General features: G+C 61.2%; 19 protein-coding genes, 1 tRNA gene and 1 pseudogene. 3 read left to right on the forward strand and 18 right to left on the reverse strand.

The genetic code is table 11. The features are described 5' to 3' along the window. Position 1: 1 nt before the first annotated feature. The 12 genes from OIM99_RS01430 to OIM99_RS01485 all read right to left on the reverse strand — a co-directional run bounded on the left by OIM99_RS01430 (position 2) and on the right by OIM99_RS01485 (position 10,888). Entirely contained in the window at positions 2-985 is a 984-nt protein-coding gene (locus OIM99_RS01430; RefSeq protein WP_311848529.1) for an amidohydrolase family protein, read from the reverse strand. After that, positions 982-2,538: an FAD-dependent monooxygenase gene (locus tag OIM99_RS01435; RefSeq protein ID WP_311848530.1), complete on the reverse strand. Its 1,557-nt coding sequence runs from the start codon at positions 2,536-2,538 to the stop codon at positions 982-984. Before OIM99_RS01435 ends, OIM99_RS01430 begins: the two co-directional genes overlap by 4 nt. A gap of 13 nt (positions 2,539-2,551) precedes the next feature. Beyond that, positions 2,552-3,292 carry an SDR family NAD(P)-dependent oxidoreductase gene (locus OIM99_RS01440; protein WP_311848531.1) on the reverse strand — a complete coding sequence of 247 codons (741 nt, stop codon included), beginning with the start codon at positions 3,290-3,292 and terminating at the stop codon, positions 2,552-2,554. Continuing rightward, the gene (locus OIM99_RS01445; protein WP_311848532.1) at positions 3,289-4,197 is read right to left on the reverse strand and encodes a fumarylacetoacetate hydrolase family protein; all 909 of its coding nucleotides are present in this window, start codon (positions 4,195-4,197) and stop codon (positions 3,289-3,291) included. The genes OIM99_RS01440 and OIM99_RS01445 overlap by 4 nt, the downstream gene beginning before the upstream one ends. Positions 4,198-4,203: 6 nt before the next feature. Next, positions 4,204-4,602 (reverse strand): RidA family protein, encoded by a 399-nt coding sequence (locus OIM99_RS01450; RefSeq protein ID WP_311848533.1) that lies wholly within the window; start codon positions 4,600-4,602, stop codon positions 4,204-4,206. Between the two features lie 11 nt (positions 4,603-4,613). Further along, complete coding sequence (locus tag OIM99_RS01455) at positions 4,614-5,681, reverse strand: Ldh family oxidoreductase (RefSeq protein ID WP_311848534.1); 1,068 nt, start codon at positions 5,679-5,681, stop codon at positions 4,614-4,616. Then, positions 5,681-6,094, reverse strand: coding sequence for a cupin domain-containing protein (locus OIM99_RS01460; protein WP_311848535.1), 414 nt, complete (start codon positions 6,092-6,094; stop codon positions 5,681-5,683). Before OIM99_RS01460 ends, OIM99_RS01455 begins: the two co-directional genes overlap by 1 nt. A gap of 185 nt (positions 6,095-6,279) precedes the next feature. After that, positions 6,280-7,065 carry a GntR family transcriptional regulator gene (locus OIM99_RS01465; RefSeq protein ID WP_311848536.1) on the reverse strand — a complete coding sequence of 262 codons (786 nt, stop codon included), beginning with the start codon at positions 7,063-7,065 and terminating at the stop codon, positions 6,280-6,282. Positions 7,066-7,212: 147 nt separating this feature from the next. Continuing rightward, complete coding sequence (locus OIM99_RS01470; protein WP_311848537.1) at positions 7,213-8,181, reverse strand: tripartite tricarboxylate transporter substrate binding protein; 969 nt, start codon at positions 8,179-8,181, stop codon at positions 7,213-7,215. Between the two features lie 92 nt (positions 8,182-8,273). Next, positions 8,274-9,263 carry a tripartite tricarboxylate transporter substrate binding protein gene (locus tag OIM99_RS01475; protein ID WP_311848538.1) on the reverse strand — a complete coding sequence of 330 codons (990 nt, stop codon included), beginning with the start codon at positions 9,261-9,263 and terminating at the stop codon, positions 8,274-8,276. A gap of 242 nt (positions 9,264-9,505) precedes the next feature. Next, positions 9,506-10,105: an NAD(P)H:quinone oxidoreductase gene (wrbA, locus tag OIM99_RS01480; protein WP_311848539.1), complete on the reverse strand. Its 600-nt coding sequence runs from the start codon at positions 10,103-10,105 to the stop codon at positions 9,506-9,508. An 87-nt stretch (positions 10,106-10,192) separates the two neighbouring features. Then, positions 10,193-10,888 carry a pirin family protein gene (locus OIM99_RS01485; RefSeq protein ID WP_311848540.1) on the reverse strand — a complete coding sequence of 232 codons (696 nt, stop codon included), beginning with the start codon at positions 10,886-10,888 and terminating at the stop codon, positions 10,193-10,195. Between the two features lie 112 nt (positions 10,889-11,000). On the opposite strand from OIM99_RS01485, the gene OIM99_RS01490 reads away from it, so the two are divergent. Continuing rightward, the gene (locus OIM99_RS01490; RefSeq protein ID WP_311848541.1) at positions 11,001-11,951 is read left to right on the forward strand and encodes a LysR family transcriptional regulator; all 951 of its coding nucleotides are present in this window, start codon (positions 11,001-11,003) and stop codon (positions 11,949-11,951) included. 3 nt (positions 11,952-11,954) lie between these two features. Here OIM99_RS01490 and OIM99_RS01495 read toward each other — a convergent pair whose 3' ends face one another. The 3 genes from OIM99_RS01495 to OIM99_RS01505 all read right to left on the reverse strand — a co-directional run bounded on the left by OIM99_RS01495 (position 11,955) and on the right by OIM99_RS01505 (position 14,167). Beyond that, complete coding sequence (locus tag OIM99_RS01495) at positions 11,955-12,707, reverse strand: class II aldolase/adducin family protein (RefSeq protein WP_311848542.1); 753 nt, start codon at positions 12,705-12,707, stop codon at positions 11,955-11,957. 80 nt (positions 12,708-12,787) lie between these two features. Beyond that, a complete protein-coding gene (locus tag OIM99_RS01500) occupies positions 12,788-13,669 on the reverse strand; it encodes a hypothetical protein (RefSeq protein ID WP_311848543.1) in 882 nt (293 codons plus the stop codon). 234 nt (positions 13,670-13,903) lie between these two features. Further along, the gene (locus OIM99_RS01505) at positions 13,904-14,167 is read right to left on the reverse strand and encodes an amidohydrolase family protein (protein ID WP_311848544.1); all 264 of its coding nucleotides are present in this window, start codon (positions 14,165-14,167) and stop codon (positions 13,904-13,906) included. A 14-nt stretch (positions 14,168-14,181) separates the two neighbouring features. Between OIM99_RS01505 and OIM99_RS01510 the strand changes: the two are divergent. After that, positions 14,182-14,340, forward strand: a pseudogene (locus OIM99_RS01510) (glutathione S-transferase family protein); the annotation flags it as partial. Between the two features lie 48 nt (positions 14,341-14,388). On the opposite strand, the gene OIM99_RS01515 reads toward OIM99_RS01510, so the two are convergent. Both OIM99_RS01515 and OIM99_RS01520 read right to left on the reverse strand, forming a co-directional pair. Then, positions 14,389-14,925 carry a hypothetical protein gene (locus tag OIM99_RS01515; RefSeq protein ID WP_311848545.1) on the reverse strand — a complete coding sequence of 179 codons (537 nt, stop codon included), beginning with the start codon at positions 14,923-14,925 and terminating at the stop codon, positions 14,389-14,391. A 450-nt stretch (positions 14,926-15,375) separates the two neighbouring features. After that, positions 15,376-15,452 (reverse strand) — tRNA-Arg (locus OIM99_RS01520). A 623-nt stretch (positions 15,453-16,075) separates the two neighbouring features. Here OIM99_RS01520 and OIM99_RS01525 point away from each other — a divergent pair. Then, a complete protein-coding gene (locus tag OIM99_RS01525; protein WP_311848546.1) occupies positions 16,076-16,942 on the forward strand; it encodes a crotonase/enoyl-CoA hydratase family protein in 867 nt (288 codons plus the stop codon). A 16-nt stretch (positions 16,943-16,958) separates the two neighbouring features. On the opposite strand, the gene OIM99_RS01530 is transcribed toward OIM99_RS01525, so the two are convergent. After that, positions 16,959-19,391, reverse strand: coding sequence for an ATP-binding protein (locus tag OIM99_RS01530; RefSeq protein WP_311848547.1), 2,433 nt, complete (start codon positions 19,389-19,391; stop codon positions 16,959-16,961). Positions 19,392-19,447: the final 56 nt, after the last annotated feature.

Genomic DNA, 19,447 nt, shown 5'->3' on the forward strand with positions numbered 1-19,447 from the left:
CTCATACCTCTTTGCAGTTGAAGCGCGCCCGCAGGCGCGCCGGGTTATCGGTCAGATATCGTTGACGCCGCTCCGCCGAGAAATCCGCCAGTTGCTGCTGCGGCTCGATCACGCCCATCGGAAACGGCCAGTCGGATCCAAAGACCACATTGTCGCGGCCAAACGTCTGATCGGCCAGTTCGGCCGCCGCATCGCTGTGGCAGATGCAATCGACGAGGATACGCTTCATCAGCTTCGACGGCAGGGCCAATGTGGTATCGATATCGGGCCGCGCCGTGCCATGGCCGCGATCCCAGCGGGGGGCGACCATCGGCATCAGGCCGCCGCTATGGGCGAAGCATGGCGTGATGTTGGGATGGCGCTCCAGCACGCCTGAAAAGATCAGATGGGCCAGCGCCACCGTGCTCTCGTAAGGATTACCGAGAAGATTGGTGAGATAGTAGGACTGCAAGCGGCCATCGGCGCATTCGCCAGGATGAAAGAAGATGAAGGCCCCGGCCTGATCGAGCGCTTGCCATAAAGGCGCGAATTCCGCATCACCGAGCGTGCGATCGTCGCCCGTCCCCGTCGGCATGGCGAAGAGCACATGACCACGGCCGATCCACTCTCGCGCAATCTCGGTGGCCACCGCCGGGTCTTCGATCGGCAGATGCATGAGCGCCGAGAATTGCCCCTCGGACGCAACCGCCAGATCGCGCAGGCCCTCGTTGACATAGGTTGCCCATGCCCGCGCCTGCTCTCCCCGCAATTGCTGGCGATAGAGCGGCGGCGGCGCGGAAATCCAGGCATGCGCGACACCTTGATCGTTCATCCATTGGCGTAGGGCCGGCGGATTGAAGAGCGGCTTCATGCCGACGACATGGCCGTCGATCACCATCACGCCCTTGCCGGCGTCCCAGGAGACACCTTCAAGCGCCGCAAGCTTCTCCGGCGCCACGGGCGCCAGATGGGCGTGAACGTCGAGCGGAATAAGTTGTTTGCTCATTGAGCCTTTCCTCTGATCCGCTGATAGATGTCGGCGATCATGCGCGAGCCGATCGGCAGAATGGCGGCCACGTGATCGTCCGGCCGCAACAGCACCACCGTATCCTCGGCACAGCCAAGCCGCGTGCGCAGTCTGTTGCCGATATCCAGCAGAGCGCGATCGCGCAGGCCGGAATCGAGCGGTGCGTCCCAACGCGAAACGACAAAGCTCTTCAAGCCCGGTTGATCGTCCGGCGGCAGAGCCGGGCGGCGGCGCACGTCTGTGAAGTAAAGTGCGACAAAACTGTCGTCGCACAGATCATGCAGATGCACCTGGCTGCCCTGCCCGTTGAACAGCGGCATATCGGGCACGCGGTCGCCGACGCGAAGGGCCTCGCGCTCGGTCTTGACGATCGACCAGAGGCCGGAGCCATCGACATCGAGACGCACGCCCAGCATGGAACGCGTCATCGCATTGGCCCAATCGGAGCCGGACATGGCGCGGGCGCCTTCTTTTTCGCCACCCATCAGTTTGCGCGCCGCTTCCGCCATTTCGCCTGATCCATGCGCCGCCAAGGGCCGCTGCTCCCGCTCATAGCCATCGAGCAGGCTGTCTTCAGCCCAGCCACGCAAGACCCAGGCCAGACGCCAAGGCAGATTGATGGCATCGAGCACGCCGGTGTTCAACCCAAGCGCCCACATCGGCGTGATGAGATGCGCCGCATCGCCGGCCAGGAACACGCGGTCCTTGCGCCATTGCGAAGCGATACGGTGATGCACCCGGTAGGTCACCGTGTTGATGACTTCGAGCGACGTGACATCGCCGATGAAATGACGGACCTTGCTTTCGAGTTCCGCCGGGGTCGCCGCATCGGCGCCCGGCGCCAGCGGAAACAGGAAGCGCCAGCAATGGGGCTGACGCACGAGGATCATCCACTCGGTCGGATCGGCGAAATAAGCCAGATAGGGATAATCGCGCGGATTGGATTTATCGAGATCGACCAGGATGTCGACCAGCATGTATCGCACGTCGAACGACGTGCCTTCGACCTCTATGCCAAGCTGTCCGCGCACCGTGCTGCGGCCGCCATCGCAGGCGATGAGATAGGATCCCTCGACGTCGCGCGGACCGTCCGGCGTCTCGAAGCGCGCGACGACGCCATCCTCGGTTTGCGAAAACGACAGCAATTTATGGCGCAGATTGACCACGCCCGGTGGCAAATCGGACAGATTGTCGGCCAGGATCGGCTCTAGATGATGCTGCGGCATGTTGATGACGAAGGGGAAACGCGTCTCCTCGATCAGTGTTTCCGTCAACACCGAGGCACGGCGCGCATTGGTGGCGCGCTCGATCTCGCCAATCTCATCGAGCCGCAGCGCCTTCGACAGCACGGCGCGATCGACACCGTAGCGGCGAAAGGCCTCGATGGTGCGGGTCAGGATCGTCCCGGCCTTGGTGTCGCTCGAAAATTCGCGATCTTCCTCGAAGATGCGGAAATCCACGCCATAAAATTTGAGGGCGAGAGCCGTCATCAGCCCCACCGGGCCGGCTCCTACCACAAGAACCGGTTTCATCCGCTCTCGTCTCCTAGTCTTCGTCTCGCGTGTAAGCCATGTCGCGGCTGAGCAGCGATGCCGTCATGGTCGCTGCGTCCGACAAGAGGAACATCAGCGGGCCGATCACATCCTCCGGACTGCCGACGCCTGTCGATGTTTTCCAGCTCGCGTGATCGGCGCCGGCATTGGCGGCGCGATATTGCGGCGTGTCGATGACACCGGGTGCGATCAGATTGACGCGCACGCGATGTTCGGCAACTTCCTTGGCGGCGCTCTTGGCCCAGGCGATCAGCGCGCCTTTGGTCGCCGCATAGGCCGAAGCCTTCGGCCAGCCCTGATGGGCCAGCCCCGACGAAAAGGCGATGATCGACCCCTTCCGGCGCGCGATCATCGAACCGATGACCGCCTGATAGCACCACATGACGCCATTGAGATTGATGCCAATGACGCGCTGCCATTCGGCCGGGTCCATCTCGTGGATCAAAGTACGCGGTTGGATCGCTGCCGCGCAGACCAGACCGTCGATTGGGCCGATCGACTGGGCGATCCCCGCAAAGCAGGTCACGACCGCCGCGCGATCGCTGACGTCGAGGCGACGCACCGCTATCGATGGCGCCTCGGTGTGCAGGCTGGCCAGCGCCTCTTCGTTCACATCGCAGACCACGACCCGCGCGCCAGCCTTGGCGCAAGCCAAAGCAAGTGCGCGCCCGATTCCATTGGCGCCGCCAGTGATGGCGATCACATCGCCGGTGGCATCGAAACTCGCCTTCATAGAGCCTCGCTCATGGATGGAATGTCGGTCGTGCCATGCAGGTTCGCCGACACGACGCGGTTGCGCAACTCGCCAAGGCCGGTGGCCGAAACGACCATTTCGTCACCGGCCCTGAGAAAGACCTGCGGCTCCCTTGCATTGCCGATGCCAGACGGCGTGCCCGTGATCAGCACGTCGCCCGGTTCAAGGGTCATGCCGAAGGACAATTCCGCGATCAGTTCGGCGATCGGGAAAGCCATTTGCTTCACAAAAGCGCTCTGCATGACCTGACCGTTCAGCCGCAATTCGAGCTGTGCTTCCGGCAGATCAAGTTCGTCCGGCGTGACGATCCAAGGGCCGATGGGCATGGTGCGATCGATGCTCTTGCCCTTCAGCCACTGGCCGCCGTGACGGCGTTGCAGATCGCGCTGCGAGACATCGTTGGCGAGGAAATAGCCGAAGACGCAATCGGGCGCTTCCGCCTGCGACACGCTGCGGCAGCGCTTGCCGATCACCAGAGCAACTTCCGCCTCATAGTCCCATTTGGCCGAGATATGACCGTCGAGACCGATGTCATCATAGGGGCCGACGATGGTGCTTGGGCTTTTGGTGAAGAAGGTCGGCGCTTTCGGCCGATCGACATCCTGGCCCTCGCGCTTGCCGCGGCTTTCCTCGAAGTGATCCCAATAGTTCCAGCCCGTACACAACACGTCGCGGCCAAAACGCTGGATCGGCGCCATCAGATCGGCTTGCACCAGGGGCACGGCTTCGAGATCGCCGCGCGCGGCGAGGCGATCGATCGCGACACGCCCCTGCGCGATCAGAGCAACCATGTCGCCGGCCTCGGCCGGCAACAGGCTGATACGGTCGGCCTCAATGAGGCCGACACGCGGCGTACCGGATACTTTGACCGTACACAGACGCATGATCGATCAGCCGTTCGGCAGGACGGCGATGGCGCTGATTTCGATCAGATAGTCGGGCGACACCATTTTGGCGACTTCGACCATGGTGGAGGCCGGCACGGGCGCCTTGAAATATTCCTGGCGGACTTTGTGAATGGCAGCGAAATGTTCGATGTTGCGCACATAAACGTCAACGCGCACGATATCATCGAGAGAACCGCCGGCCGCTTCCGCCGCCGCCTTAAGGTTCTCGCAAACCTGGCGCGTCTGCGCATCGATGTCGCCAACGCCAGCGATCGAGCCATCGGCGCGGCGGGCCGTCATGCCGGAGATGAAAACCAGCTTGCCCTTCGCTTCCACGGTGGTGGCCTGCGAGAAATGGCCGTTCGGCTTGGCGAGCTTATCGCTGGTGATCTGCTGTTTCATTTTTTTGACTTTCAGTTGGAGAGAAGAAAGCTGATATCGACGCCAAGGCCACGCGCCGTCTCAATGAGGCTCGACAGAGCGGCCGGCGACACCTTGCAGCGGCCATCGGCGGCCGTGCGTGCCGCAAAGGCCAGTTCGCCAGGAGCGTAGATGCGCTCGATCCCCGGCGCACGACGCGACGCGGCGACGCGGGCAAGCTCGGCTTGCGTCCGGGCCTTAAACGTATCGGCCGGCACGAAATGGCCGACGTCGATCGCCAGGAAGAAACTGGCGCTGCCATAGGGTTTCTCAGGCGGACCATAGAGCGGCGCGACTTGCGCACCGATGCCGCCACCGGAGAGGCCACCGCAGAGCAGATCGATGAGGAAGGCCAGACCAAAACCCTTGGGGCCTGCGGCCGGCAACAACATGCCCTCGATCGCCGCCTTGGGATCGGTCGTCACCGCGCCGCTTTTGTCGGCGGCCCAGCCTTCGGGGATCGGCTGGCCGGCGGCCGCCGCATTGCGGATCTTGCCCATCGCCACGGCGCTGAGCGCCATGTCGATCTCAGGCGAGAACGGCGCATTGCTGGGCGCAACGATCGCCAAAGGATTATTGCCGGTCAGAGGTTCGGCGCCACCGGGAGCCGGCATCAGCGGGCGCGTATTGGCCATCACCATGCCAACGCAGCCTTGATCGGCCATCATGCGGGCATAGCGGCCGGCGGAGCCGAAGTGGAAGGCATTGCGCACGGTGACAGCCGCGAGGCCATAACGTTTGGCCCGCTCTACGGCGAGCGAGACGGCCTGGCGCGCGGTCAACTGTCCCAGCACGTTCTGCGCATCGATCACCACCGCCGCCTCGCGATCGGAGACGATCTTGCCCGCCGATGCGGTCGAGACCGAACCGGCGCGCAAGCGATCGACATACATCGGAATCAGCATCACGCCATGGGATGCGACGCCCTCGACATCGGCAGCAACAAGATCTTCAGCGGCCATTGCCGCATCGGCAGGCAAAACGCCTGTAGCGATAAAGATCTTGGCGACAGCTTCCGTCAGGGCTGCAGCGGAAATTCCGCCGTCAACGCCCTTGGACATCAGCGCGCGTCCTCATCATTGGTGTACCATGACGGGCGCTCGGGATAATGCGGCCCGTCGTACATTTCGACGACGATCGTATCCTCATGCGCCAGCGTCGGGCCATGCACATTGCCCTTCGGATTGCAGTAGAAGGAGCCGGCCCGCAGGGTCACACCCGTGTTGGTGTATTCGTAGTGGCCTTCCAGGCAGAACATGAACTGATTGGACGCATGCAGATGCGGCGTCGGAATGCTCGTGCCCTTGTCGAAGCGGATCAGAGCGATGGTGGCACCCGTTTCCTCATCGCGCCACAGCATCTTTTCGTGCACGCCTTTCAGCGATTTTTCACGCCAGGGCACATCGGCTGTCTGGATCAGAATTTCACTCAAGGAGGGCATGCCCGGCGGAGTCGGCGGCACTTTGCTGGTCATCTTGTCATCCAAATATCACTAAACAGATTAGATGATATTTCAGGTGATTTAAAAAGCAAGTGCTTTATCCCTAGGCACTCACAGAAACGCCTTAGGCGCAACGGTGTGACGCACGAGGGAAACGCCGCGCCATCAGCCACATGGCCTTGGCGGCACACTTTCTGCGAAAGCCCTGGAAAACCGCGTCAGATGGAGGGCGGCTGACGGAAAGCGTTGGGCGACATGCGCTGCAGTTTTTCAAGACGGGAGCGCAGCGCCGCGATGTGATCGAGCATGCGCTGCGCTGCCAGTTCGCCATCGCCGGCGATCACCGCCGCGGCGATTTCGGCATGCTGGCGATTGGTCAGCGGCACGTCGATCGTCTGCCACAGATTGAGATACCAGAAGCGGGTCGAGCGCTCATGCAGAAGGCGGGCGAAATCGCTCATGATCGCATTGCCCGACATTTGCGCGACTTCGCGATGGAACCAGCGATCGTTGGCCGTGAAGGCCGCAATATCCGGCGGGTCTTCATCGGCGGTCGCCGTGGCGATTTCCATCACGCGCTTCAATTGATCGGCCGTGATCTCACCGGCGGCGACCCGGCGCGCGGCGGAGCGTGCCAGCTCCGGCTCCACGGTCACCCGGGAATCCAGGATCTTCATGATTTCAGCGAGACTATCAGGCTGAACGATGATGCCCTTGCGCGGCAAGACATCGACGAGCCCTTCCATCTGCAACCGCTGCAAGGCTTGATGGACCGGCGTGCGGCCCAATTTAAGCTGCGCGCAGATCGCTGCTTCGTTCAAATACTGACCGGGCAGAAAGTGCAGATTGATGATCCGCTCTTTGATGCTTTCATAAGCCTGCTGAACGAGCGACTTCGCTTCCGATTTGGTTTCCAGCGGAGCCTCGACCTTCCGCTCCGTCGCCGGAGCGGATCGTCGTTTCGGCGCAGAGGCCGCTTTTTTCGGCTTCGGGGTCGCGGCCATCGGCCCAGCTCCTCATCAGCGACGGGAATCGTCCGCCGGGAAATAGCCCGATGACTATTCCTTACGCAGCGTGAGCGCAAGACTTAGTCATCACTAAAAATAACTGATGAAATATCTGCCGAAGCGCCTGCCCGACGCTGTTTTCAATCATTCAATACTGATCTTGGCGCGTTGAATGACCTCGCGCCACACACGCGTTTCCCCATCGATGCGCTGAACCATGGCCGCGGAACCGTCGCCCAAAGCGGTGATGCCGACCTGCGCCAGCTTGCCGCGCAGTTCCGCATCGCCCAGCGCCTGCACGATGGCCTTTTCCAAATCGGCGCGCAGCGGCTCGGGCGTTCCCTTAGCGACGAGAACAGCGAACCAGGCGCTGGTTTCAAAACCGGCGACACCGGCTTCAGCCATCGTCGGCACATCGGGCAGCGTCTCGGCGCGTTGCGCCGTCGTCACCGCCAGCGCACGCAATTGACCGGCACGAATCTGCTCAAGCACCGACGGCAGATTGTCGAACATCACCTGCACATGGCCGCTGATGAGATCGGCCACCGCCGGCGCGCTGCCTTTATACGGTACGTGGACCATGTCGGCGCCTGTCAATTGGCGAAACATTTCGCCATTGAGATGGCCGTTCGAGCCATTGCCTTGCGAGGCATAATTGAGGCTGCCGGGCTTGGCTTTCGTCAAAGCCACCAATTCGCCGATCGTCTTGGCTGGAACTGAGGGATGAACGACGACCACATTGGGCACGGAGCCGGTGCGCGTCACCGGCGCCAGATCGCGGCTGACGTCATAGCCCAGCGAACGATAGAGCAATGGGTTGAGCGTCAAAGCGCTGGAAGCGACCGCGAGCAGCGTATGGCCATCCGCCGGCCCGCGCGCCACCGCCAGAACGCCGACACTGCCATTGGCGCCCGGGCGATTTTCGACGATGACCGACTGCTTCCAGAGATCGCCGAGCTTCTGCGCCAGCAGACGCGAGATGATATCGCTCGTCCCGCCGGCTTGATAGGGCGAGACGATGGTGACGCTGCGCGACGGGAAGGTCTGCGCCTGCGCCATGCTTGCGCCGACGATACCCAGCGCAACGAATGCCAGCCCGCGCAGCGCCCGCATCGTCCCGTTTCGCTGCTGCCTCGCATGCAATCGCTTTATCATCATTGTGCTCCGGTCCCTGAATGTTCGTGAGAGGCAGATACGGTTCAGCATCATGGTGCTTCAATCCGGGCCCGTTCGATGACGGATTTCCACCGCGCACCGTCGCCCGCGAGAAAAGCCGCAAAATCCTTGCCGGTTTTCAGATCGGCAGTGACGCCGAGGTCGGCGAGGCGCTTCACTTGCGAAGCGTCCGTGAGCCCGCTGTGCAGCGCCTGGGCAACACGCGTTGATATGTCCGCCGGCAGCCCAGCCGGGCCGAGCAGGCCGTACCAGGTACCGACACCGATGTTGCGCAAACCCGCTTCCTCGAGCGTCGGCACATCGGGTGCGGAGGGCAGCCGCGACGGCGCCGTCAAGGCCAGCGCGCGCAAGGTTCCTCCCGTCACCTGCGGCAGGAGTTGCGGCACATTCTCGAACAGAAAATCGACATGGCCGCTGATGAGATCGCTCACGGCCGGCGCGCCGCCGCGATAAGGCACATGCGTCGCTTCAAAGCCCGCTTCCAGGCGAAACAGCTCGGCGAGGAGATGAACGGATGTGCCGACGCCGGGCGAAGCGAAGTTCAATTTCTTCGGCTGCGCTTTGCCTGTGGCGACAAGATCGGCAACGGTCTTCGCCGGATTGTTCGGATTGACGACGAGGAAGCTCGGCACTTCCGTCACCAAAGCCAGCGGCGTGAAATCGACTTCCGTACGGTATTGCGCGTTCTTGGTCAGATGCGGGCCGATGGTAAGGGGACCGCCAGCGGTGAACAGCAAGGTGTAGCCATCTGGCGCGGCCTTGGCGACGGCGTTGCAACCGATCATGCCGGAGGCTCCAGGCTTGTTCTCGACGACGAAGCTTCTGCCAAGTTTTTCGCCAAGCACTTCGGCGGCAATGCGCGCCAGAATGTCGGCTGTACCGCCTGCGGCATAGGGCACGATCAAAGTGACGGTGCGCGTTGGATAGTCGGCGGCGCGCAGAGAGTTGCTCGCAAGGCCAGCCAGAGCAAGCGACATGGCGGTGCGCCGGGTGATGCCATTGCGAGAGCTGGACCGCACGAAAGCCCCTTTAGTGATGGCGTGCGCGAGTCCAGCGGCGGGCAAGCCTACCTGCCCGCACCTTCGGCCTCAGGCAGCGAATGCCGCGGCGGCCATCTGCTCCCGCACGTGATATTTCATAAAAAATCTTACATACTTGCGCAACGGTGTAAATGGTCTGAGGACGAATTTTCCAGACAAACAAAAATGAAGCCCGGCGGGACCAGCCAGCCGGGCTTCTCGAAATGCGCGGTGAACGAAAATCAGCCGAACAGCTTCTTGGCCACTTCGGCGACCTGGCGGCCTTGATAACGGGCGCCTTCCAGTTCGACGTCGGAGGGCTGACGCGAACCGTCGCCGCCGGTGATCGTGGTGGCACCGTAAGGCGCGCCGCCGACGACTTCGTCGAGCTTCATCTGGCCGGCATAGCCGTAGTTGAGACCGACGATCACCAGACCGAAGTGCAGAAGATTGGTGATGATGGAAAACAGCGTCGTCTCCTGGCCGCCATGCTGCGTGGCGGTCGAGGTGAAGGCCGCACCAACCTTGCCGTTCAGCGCGCCCTTGGCCCACAGGCCACCGGCCTGATCGAGGAAGTTCGCCATCTGCGAGGCCATGCGGCCGAAGCGCGTGCCCGTGCCGACGATGATCGCATCGTAATTGGCGAGATCGTCGATGGTGGCGATCGGCGCTTTCTGATCGAGCTTGTAATAGGATTTCTTGGCGATCTCTTCCGGCACCAGTTCCGGTACGCGCTTGATGTCGACGGTCGCGCCGGCTGCACGCGCGCCTTCAGCGACGGCTTCCGCCATCTTCTCGATATGGCCATAAGCCGAATAATAAAGCACCAGAACTTTCGCCATGACAGGCTCCTTTTGACATTCAGAGGGTGAGAGGTAAGCAGACAAGCATCATGCGCGGGCATAACCCGCGCATGACCAGACCTTGTGTTAGGCAGCGTCGACGAGGACCAGTTCAGCATCCTCGAGCGCGGTGACGCGCACGACGTTCTCGTTGGCGATCGCCGCACCATCGCGGGTGCCGAGCTTGACGCCGTTGACTTCAACCGCGCCGCTGGCGGGCACGAGATAGCCGTTGCGACCGCGCAGATCGTATTCGGTGCTTTCGCCCTTCTTCAGCGTCGCGCCGAGGACGCGGGCATCGGCCCGGATCGGCAGTGCTTCGGCGTCACCAGCGATGCCGCTCGCCAGAGTGACGAACTTGCCGGCATTGTCGCCCTTCGGGAACCGCTTCGATCCCCAGGAAGGCTCGCCGCCTTCGCGCGTCGGGATGATCCAGATCTGGAAGATCTTCGTCGTCTCCGGCTCGAGATTATATTCGGCGTGGCGAATGCCCGTGCCGGCGCTCATCACCTGAACGTCACCGGCTTGGGTGCGGCCCTTATTGCCCAGATTGTCCTGGTGCGTGATGGCGCCCTCGCGAACATAAGTGATGATTTCCATATTGGCGTGGGGATGCGGCGGGAAGCCCGAATTCGGCGCAATCTCGTCGTCATTCCAAACCCGCAGCGCGCCATGGTGGACGCGATCAGGGTCGTAATGATCCCCAAAAGAAAAGTGATGTCTTGCCTTGAGCCAACCGTGGTCGGCGCTCATCAGGCGGTCGAACGGACGGGTCTCGATCATTTTGGCTTTCCTTCGGGCCCCGAAATGGCGCCCTCGTTGAGCAAAGACTTAAGCCAGAATGTGTGGTATAAAAATAGAAACTCATGAAACTCATCGTTTCCGGAATTGACCCATGCGCCTCCCCGATCTTGAAGCCCTGGCCATCTTTGCCCTGGTCGTCCGGAGCCGCTCCTTCGCCGGTGCCGCTGCCGAACTGGGGGCCTCGAAAGCGACGGTATCAAAAGCCGTCAGCCGGCTGGAACAGAAGCTCGGCACCCGCCTGCTCAACCGCACCTCGCGGCGCCTGTCCCTTACCGACGCCGGGCGGCGGCTGGCGGAACGGGCCGAGCATATCCTCGTGTCCGGCGAGGCGGCGGAAAGCGACGCCCAGGCGGAATCCTCCTCGCCGCGCGGCCTGGTGCGGCTGGCCGCGCCGATGTCGTTTGGCATGCGCACCATCGCGCCGCTGCTGCCGAAATTCTTCGAAACCTATCCGCATGTCGCGGTGGATCTACAACTCAGCGATACGATGGTCGATCTGATCGGCGAGGGTTTCGACCTCGCTTTGCGCATCGCCGTGCTGCCGGATTCATCGCTGGTCGCACGCCGCCTCGCCGACGTGCATCGCTATATCGTCGCGGCCCCGAGCTATCTCGAAAAGTATGGCCGGCCGACGCATCCGCTGCAATTGGCCGAGCATCAGTGTTTCGTCTACACGAACATCCCCAACCCGCGCACTTGGCGCTTCGAGAATACGCGTGGCGAGGAAGCCAGCGTGCGCATCAACGGCCCGCTCGTCAGTAATAGCGGAGAGGCGATGTTGGAGGCCGCGATCGCCGGCTGCGGCATCGCCGCCCTGCCGGATTTTTTGTTGTATGAGGCCATCGACCAGAAGAAGCTCGAAGTGCTGCTGCCCGATTGGCCCTCGCCACCGGCCGGCCTGCATCTGGTGATGCCGCCGGGCGGCCCGCGCCCGGCGCGGGTTGAGGCTTTGATTGCGTTTCTGGTTGAATCCGCGCCGCTCTTTCCCGTCTGCCCGCGCGAGGATCAGCGTACGGCCCGCCCCTCGCGCCAGCGACAGTAACCATCACGCAGCGAGCAGGTTCCAGCCCTTGTCCACCGAGCCCGCCGCGAGCCCCTTGCGGATGTAGTAGTTCCACAATTTCGCGACGTGATGCGGGCGATCTTCCAGAGCGAGGATCTTGTCGATCTCCGCATCGCTCAGTGGCTCGGGAGCAGCGCCGGCCTGCATCACATCCATCTGCGCCTGGGCGTTCTCCTGGAAATGCACCGCATCGCTGAACAGCGCCGGCAGCGATTCCGCCACGAGCAACAGACCATGTGCCCGCATCAAGGCGACATGATGAGGCCCGAGTGTCGCCGCCAGTTCGCGGCCCTGCTGCGGATATTTGATGTGGCTCGGATCGGGGTGGGTCGGGATGCCGCTTTTCCAGCGCGTGGCGCGGGCGCGCATCGGCAACAATTGCACGCCCTTCATCATGGTGAAGGCGATGGCGAGGTCCATATGGCTGTGCAGCGACGCATTGATGTCCGGACGCGCCCGGAAGGCTTCGATATGGATGGAGGTTTCGGAAGGTGGCTTGCCGTCGCCTTGAATCACCTTGCCATCGAAATCGACGAGCAACATGCGATCGGGCGTCAGTTCGGCGCGGCTATCGGTGCGCCGCTGAATCATCAGGGCATCACGATCCGGCACGCGTACGGCGATATGGCCGCTGTAACTCAGGATATTCATGGTCTCAAGCATGCGCGAAACGGCGGCAAGTTCCGCCGCCAGGCGTGGCAAGCTTTTGGATTGCAATTCAACCGGCTTGGGCATCGATCCTCCAGATTGATCTTTTCTCTGACGAGCTGCGTCGTCTTTCGTGGTGAGGCCCTCAAGCGGCGATCGGATCGCATCTATTTGCGATCCATCTCGGCGGAGGCTTCGGGGCCCAACATAACATCCCGCAGCGTCCTGACGAGGCCTTTCGGTGCATGGGAGATGCGCCGAATGCTGTCTTGAATACGCGCGCCATCGACGAAGGAGATTTCAAGCTGCTGCGCCTGGGCCATCGCGAGAAAATCGGGGTCTTTCGACACCGCCATAAAGGCTTCGCGCAGCGCCGCGACCCGCTCTTGCGGCACGTCCGGCGGTGCCGCGAAGGGGCGCGCCATGGTCTGACTGGTGAGCACGAGATCGAGGATCTGCTTCTGCTCGGGCGTCTTGGCGAGATCGCCGACCAAGGGGACGTCCTGCAACTCCGGATGCTTTTCCTCGGCGAATTGCAGGATGATGTTGATCTTCTTGTCGCGCACCCAAGCCGGGCGTGTCGCGACGATCGACGACCAGGACCAATTGCAACGGCCCTGCACCTCGCCCCGCTCCAACGCGAGGACGACGTCGTTGCCGCCCTGATAGCCCAGGACCTGCTTCAATTTCGCGCCGAACAACGCATTGAGGAGATTGGCGTGATAGACCGCCGATGAGCCGAGCACGACCTCACGCGTCATGAATTTTTCCAGCGTGTTGATCCCGGTCGTATGCCAGGTGACACAGGTGCTGGTGTCGACATTGGCGCTGCCGATCCACGCCAGATCGGCGGCGACGAAACGTGCGGCCGGATTGCCCCAGATCGAATGAAGAGCCGCGTTACGGTCGAACGTGCCGAGCGCCGTTCCGTCCTTTGGCAGGGATTTCGCCAATTGATTGGCGACCACCAGACCATTGGCGCCGGGAACATTAGCGACGACGATGCTGGGCTTGCCCGGCAGGTGATTGCCGAGGAACTGGCCGATCACGCGACCGTAAGTGTCGGTTCCTCCGCCTAGTGAAGAACCAACATAAATCGTAATCCGCTTGCCTTTATAAAAGTCTTCAACGGACTCCGCTCGCGGGGCATTTCCCCATGCGAACACGACCAACACTCCGGCCAGAAAGACCCTATACATCCGCTCCTCCCCAGGGTGATGTTATTGTCGTCGAACGTTGATCTTCTCATCCTCCGTGCTCGATTCCACCGGACTTGCTTTTCACTACGCGGAAAATCCATGCAGCCGCGCTGGATTGTCGACCAGGATTTTTTGAATGAGGCCGGCATCGTGATCGACATAGCGATACATCAATGCGACCAGTTCGGCGTCATTCGGCATCCGGCTCTTGCGCCAGCGCACATGCGGCCAATCCGATCCCCAAATCATGCTATCCGGCGCCGCCTCGACAAAGGCCTGCCCGAACGGCACGGCATCGTTCCAATCGTCCGTCATCCGCGACAGCCTGGCGCCATTGGAGAGCATCATCCACCAGCCGTGATGACGTAATGGCGAGCGTGCTGCTCAGGCTGAAAGGATCAGGCCTCCTGGAGGAACATCCCAACCTTTCAGCCTATCTTGCCTGTGCCGAGGCGCGACCCACCTTTCAACGTGCCTTCGCCGCTCAATTGGCGGTCTTCAAGGCCTCGTCGAACGACTGACAAGACCAGCTTCCGGTCAAATCAGATTTTTGGTCTCGTTCTCGCTCATCAATTGGGCACGGGCTCACGGTGCAGCTTCATCGCCATTGCAACGGCGGTATAATATCCCAGGAATGCCAGCAGTTCGGCCAAACCGTTGCGGCCGAGATGTTTGACCGCGTGGTCGAACACCTCGTCGGTCGCAACTTCCTTACGATCGAACGCCTTAAAGATCGCGTAGATCGCCTTCTCTCGTTCCGTTTCCAGATGCGGAACCTGGCGTGCCTTCAATTCTTCGACGATCGGCGCCGGCATTCCCGCTTTCGATACGAAACGCAGATGAGCATCAATGACGAACGGCGATTCCCAGTGCTGCGCGATCAGCACGATGGCAAGTTCGAATTCCCGTTCCGAGAGGCTGGACTGGGTGTTGAGCATCGTGCCCAGATGCTCGATCGCATCCGATAGCTTTTCGCTGTGCAGCCAAACCTTGAAAGGTGTCGGAACACGACCTCTTCCCGCGACAGCACGCTTCAAAACATCCTGCAGCAAAGGCGAATGGGTGTTCGGATCAATCTCGGCATATCGAGCGGGACCGTCAGTCACGTTGAGCTCCTCCAACATTCAGTCACTGATTCAGTGGAATCGGTATATCACCTGGGTGCGTCGTCGCACCATGGGACCACTCAGCATCTATTGGAGGGTTCAGGATAGCGACAGCAAGGTCGCCGCTCTAATGACCGATGGTGAAGAATGCATTCGGGCAAGCGCGCGACCTTGTGGAAGAACATACACATGGCAACGTCGCAAATTCAGCCGCGGTCGCGATTCCGCAGGTTCCGTTCTCCGACCCGTGGCGATTTCAGCGCTGCCGCGAACGACAGCTCGACTCAAGCCCACTCGTTCAAGGCTTCCGAACTGAGCAAACAACTTGCAATCACTGCGCGTATTGCAGCGCGCAATTGGCATCGGCTTCGCCGCCTGCCGCATATGCCGGCCAAAACCGTTTCAAATTGGAGATTGAAACGGTGCGATATCGCTAAGTTTTGAAAAGAATGGCGCGCCCGAAAGGATTCGAACCTCTGACCCCCAGATTCGTAGTCTGGTGCTCTATCCAGCTGAGCTACGGGCGCCTGCGTTCGGCGGGCTCAAGCTTGAACTTGTACCAGACGCCGTGTGCGAGGCTCGTTTAGCGAGTTCCTCGGGGTAATGCAACGCCCCAGTGACATCCGGACAGAGGATTTTCAACGCATTATTTGCGGAGGCGGCCATTGGCGCTGAAAAAAGCTTTCGGGTGGGACCGATCTCTTAAAATTCGCCCCTTCGTCGCCGCTCACGGTAGACGCGCCCGTCCTTTTTTGTCCCAACCGGCCGCCCCAGCGCGGCCGTTCGCCTACTCCAGCTTAACAAAATGGGGACATGGTCAAGCTATTGGCAGACAAGACAATTCTCGGTGCCAAATTGACTACGGGATCGTAGCCGGCCGATGCATCGGATGGCGTACGAATCATCATTAACCACTTCTTAACAAACCAAAAACAGGCATAAAATTTGTGTTAAAGTTTCCTTAATCCGCTTGGTGGGCGGCAGCGCGGCACTGACTTCACTTGCCGCAGAGGACATGGCCATGGCGCGGCAGGCCGGTGAGTTGGGAACAGATTTAGGAACGGCACAAACCAGCCTTCCAGACGGCGGCGGCTCCCCGGGGAGCAGCCAAGATTCAGCTCGCATCCATACGCTCAAGCCGACTGCACCTTTGCCCGTCAGCCTGCGGTTCGCGGCGCAGACGTTCGAGGAAACGCAGGTCGATTATGATCCGCTGCTGCGCGCGCTGTGGTGCCGCATGCGGCTGAAACGATCGCCGAGCTTCACGCCGCAACTGCTGCAGGATCTGCACGCGGTGCATAACCTGATCAATGAAGCCAATGCGGCGGCGCCTGAGCCCGCCGCGCAGCCCATCCGTTTCTATGTCGGTGGTTCGGTCTATCCAGGCACGTTCAATGCCGGCGGCGACCTGCCGCTGTTTCTCGATGCCATCCGCCATCGCGACCGCACGCTGTTGCGCGAATATGCCTATTCCTGCGTCGAGGCCATGTACAATAATGCCTGCGGCTTCAAGGCGCCCGTCATCTCCCTCGTCTGCCTGGAAGGCGATGCCTTGGGCGGCGGGCTTGAATGCGCCTTGAGCTTCGATGTCATCATCGCCGAAAAGGGCGTCAAACTCGGCTTGCCGGAAATCATGTTCGGCTCTTTCCCGGGCATGGGCGCGTTCAATTTCCTGGCGCGGCGGATCGGTCCGCGCCTCGCCGAACGCATGATGCTGAGCGGCCGCATCTATCGCGCCGAAGAAGGCTATGAAATGGGTCTCGTCGACATTCTTGTCGACAAAGGTACGGCGATCGAAGCCGCGCGCACCTTCATGAAAGAGAACCAACGCAAGCACGCCGCGCGTTACACGATCTCCAGCATCAACAAGAAGATGTTCCCGATGTCGCTGAGCGATCTGAAGGACATTACCGATCTTTGGATCGAACATACGCTGTCGCTCGATGCGATCGATCTGCGGCGCATGGAATATCTGGCCAATGCGCAGAATGCCCGGCGGCAGTCGGAAGCCAGCTAGAGCGTTGTAAAAGACTTTAGGCGGCTTTGAGCGCCGCCAGTTCGATCACGACGCGGTTCAGCTCGTTTTCCAATTCCCGCACATGGCGTTCGCCATCGACCGCCAGCTCGTGCGCGTCGATCTCCCGCCAATCCAGACAGAGTTTGCGCATGCGTTGCGCACCGACATTGGCCGCGCAACTGCGCAGTGCATGAGCCTGATCGCGGAACGTCGCTTCGTCGCCCTTAGCCACGGCATCGCTGAGGCTGCGCAGGATGGCCACCGAGTCCGAGACGAACTGATCGACGATTTCGTTGACGAAGTCCTGGCCGCCGAGATTTCTCAGATCGTCGATGGCTTCATGATCGATGGGCGCGGCTGCGGAGACGACTTCTGAAACCGGCATGTCTTCGTCCACCGGCATATCTTCCGACGGTTCTTTCCTTCGTGCCTGTTCCGAAGCCGGTTTTAGTTTGACCAGGCGCCGAATGGCCGCCAGCATTTGCTCGACCGCGACAGGCTTGGGCAAGCAATCGTCCATGCCGGCTTCAAGACATTTTTCGCGGATTTCGTCGCGCACGTCGGCCGTCAGAGCGACGATCGGGACATAGGGTTCCAGACCGGCGAAGCGGTAGAGCTTCGTCGCCTCGATGCCGTTCATTACCGGCATGTTGATGTCCATGAAGGCCAGATCGAAAGGCGCGGTCGAGAGCTTGTTGATGGCGGCTTCGCCATCGTCGGCGAATTCGACGATGATGCCGGAGCGTTCCAGCAGGCGCCCGATCACCTTCTGATTGGTCCGATTGTCCTCGGCGACCAGAATACGGACACCGGAGAATGTCGTCTCCTCGGCCTTTTCCTCACCGGCCCCAAGCCGGTGACGGCCAGGTCCCGTCGAATGCGCGATGCGCATGATCTGCTGCAAATGCGCCAGCTTCACAGGCTCGCTTAGAACCGCCACGCAAGTACCCGCGAGCGCCTCGCTGTCCTTATCGCCTTGTTCGCGACGCAGCAGAAACACCGGCATACGCCGCTCGGCAAGCTGCATCGACAAAGCGACCAGAGCCTCCGGTGTTTCGAGATCCATCATCATCGAATCGATCAGGACCGCGCCGGCGAGCGCATCCTTCATGTCGTCGGCAAAAATGTTTTGCGCCGTCGCGATACTGCCAGCCGGATGCAATTTAAACCCGGCTTCGACGCAGGCCCCTCTCAGATCAAGATCGGGGGACAGGAGAAGCAGGTCGCACTTATCGGCGCTGGCAGCGGTGGCGGCAATTTCCGTCGGGAACTGGAAGCTAAACGTGCTGCCCTGCCCCGGCTCGCTTTCAACGGCGATGCGGCCGCCCAACGCCTCGACAAGCTGTTTGGTGATCGCCAGACCGAGGCCTGTGCCGCCGAAGCGATCGATGATCGTCTCATCCGCCTGGGTAAAGCTTTCGAAGATGCGCGCCTGCGCCTCCTTCGCGATGCCGATGCCGGTATCCGTCACCGCAATCCTGAGCGTCGGGCGGCTGTCGCTGCGGTTCACCTCTTCCACCGCAATCGTCACCGAGCCGGACGAGGTGAATTTGACGGCGTTGGCCATCAGGTTGGTCAAAATATCGCCAATCGCCCGTTCGCTCGATACGATCACCTGCGGCGCGGCGAGATCGATCCGCAGCCGCACGGGGACATCCTTGGCCGCCGCCTGGATCGACACCATATGCGCGACGCGCGCGATCAGCGCGAACAGATCGAAGGCCTCGCGGTTCATCGGCGTCTTGCCGGCCTCAAGACGGGAGAACTGCAGAATTGAATTGATCTGATCGAGCAAGGTGCTGCCCGACTCGCCGATCGACACCGTCATGTCCATCTGTTCGGCATCGAGCTTGGTGCTGGCCAGCAGCTTGCTGAAGCCGATGACCGCATTCAGCGGCGTGCGCAATTCATGGCTGACGCTGGCCATGAACAGGCTCTTGGCCTTGTTGGCCTCTTCCGCCTGGATGCGCGCCGCCGACAAGCGGCGGATCAGAACGGAGACGTAAGCCGGCAGAGCGATCAAACCGATGAGCAGACTGATGCCGAAGGATGGATAGGAGATCCAGAACGGCGTGGTGAAGAGCACCGCGGTGAAGCCGACGACGGAAGCCGCCGTCGTGCCGAACAGATAAGACAGGCCAAAGCGAAAGCCGTTGCCGAAGATGATCCAGAGATAGACCGGATAGACCAGAGCCGTCGATGCGCCGCCGACATGGGCAAGCAAGGTCAAACTGCCGATGTCGAACAGGATGGCAAAGCTGCGCCGGACATGCGAGACGCCGGGAAAGGCCAGGATGTGAACGAAGATCAGCGTCGTGATGATGGGATAAGCGATGAGGGCCGGCTGCCACGATTCCAGAATTTCCCGCGCGCCGACGTAACCGGCGCTGTCACCGGCGAACAGAGCGGCGATCAGCACGAGATGCACCGCATAGCGGTTGTAACTCATCTCATGTTCGGTATCGGGCCGATCGGCCAGCCGCTGGCGAATCCAGGCGCATAAAC

The organism is Methylocella sp. CPCC 101449, assembly GCF_031921685.1.
Classification (GTDB): Bacteria; Pseudomonadota; Alphaproteobacteria; order Rhizobiales; family Beijerinckiaceae; genus Terripilifer.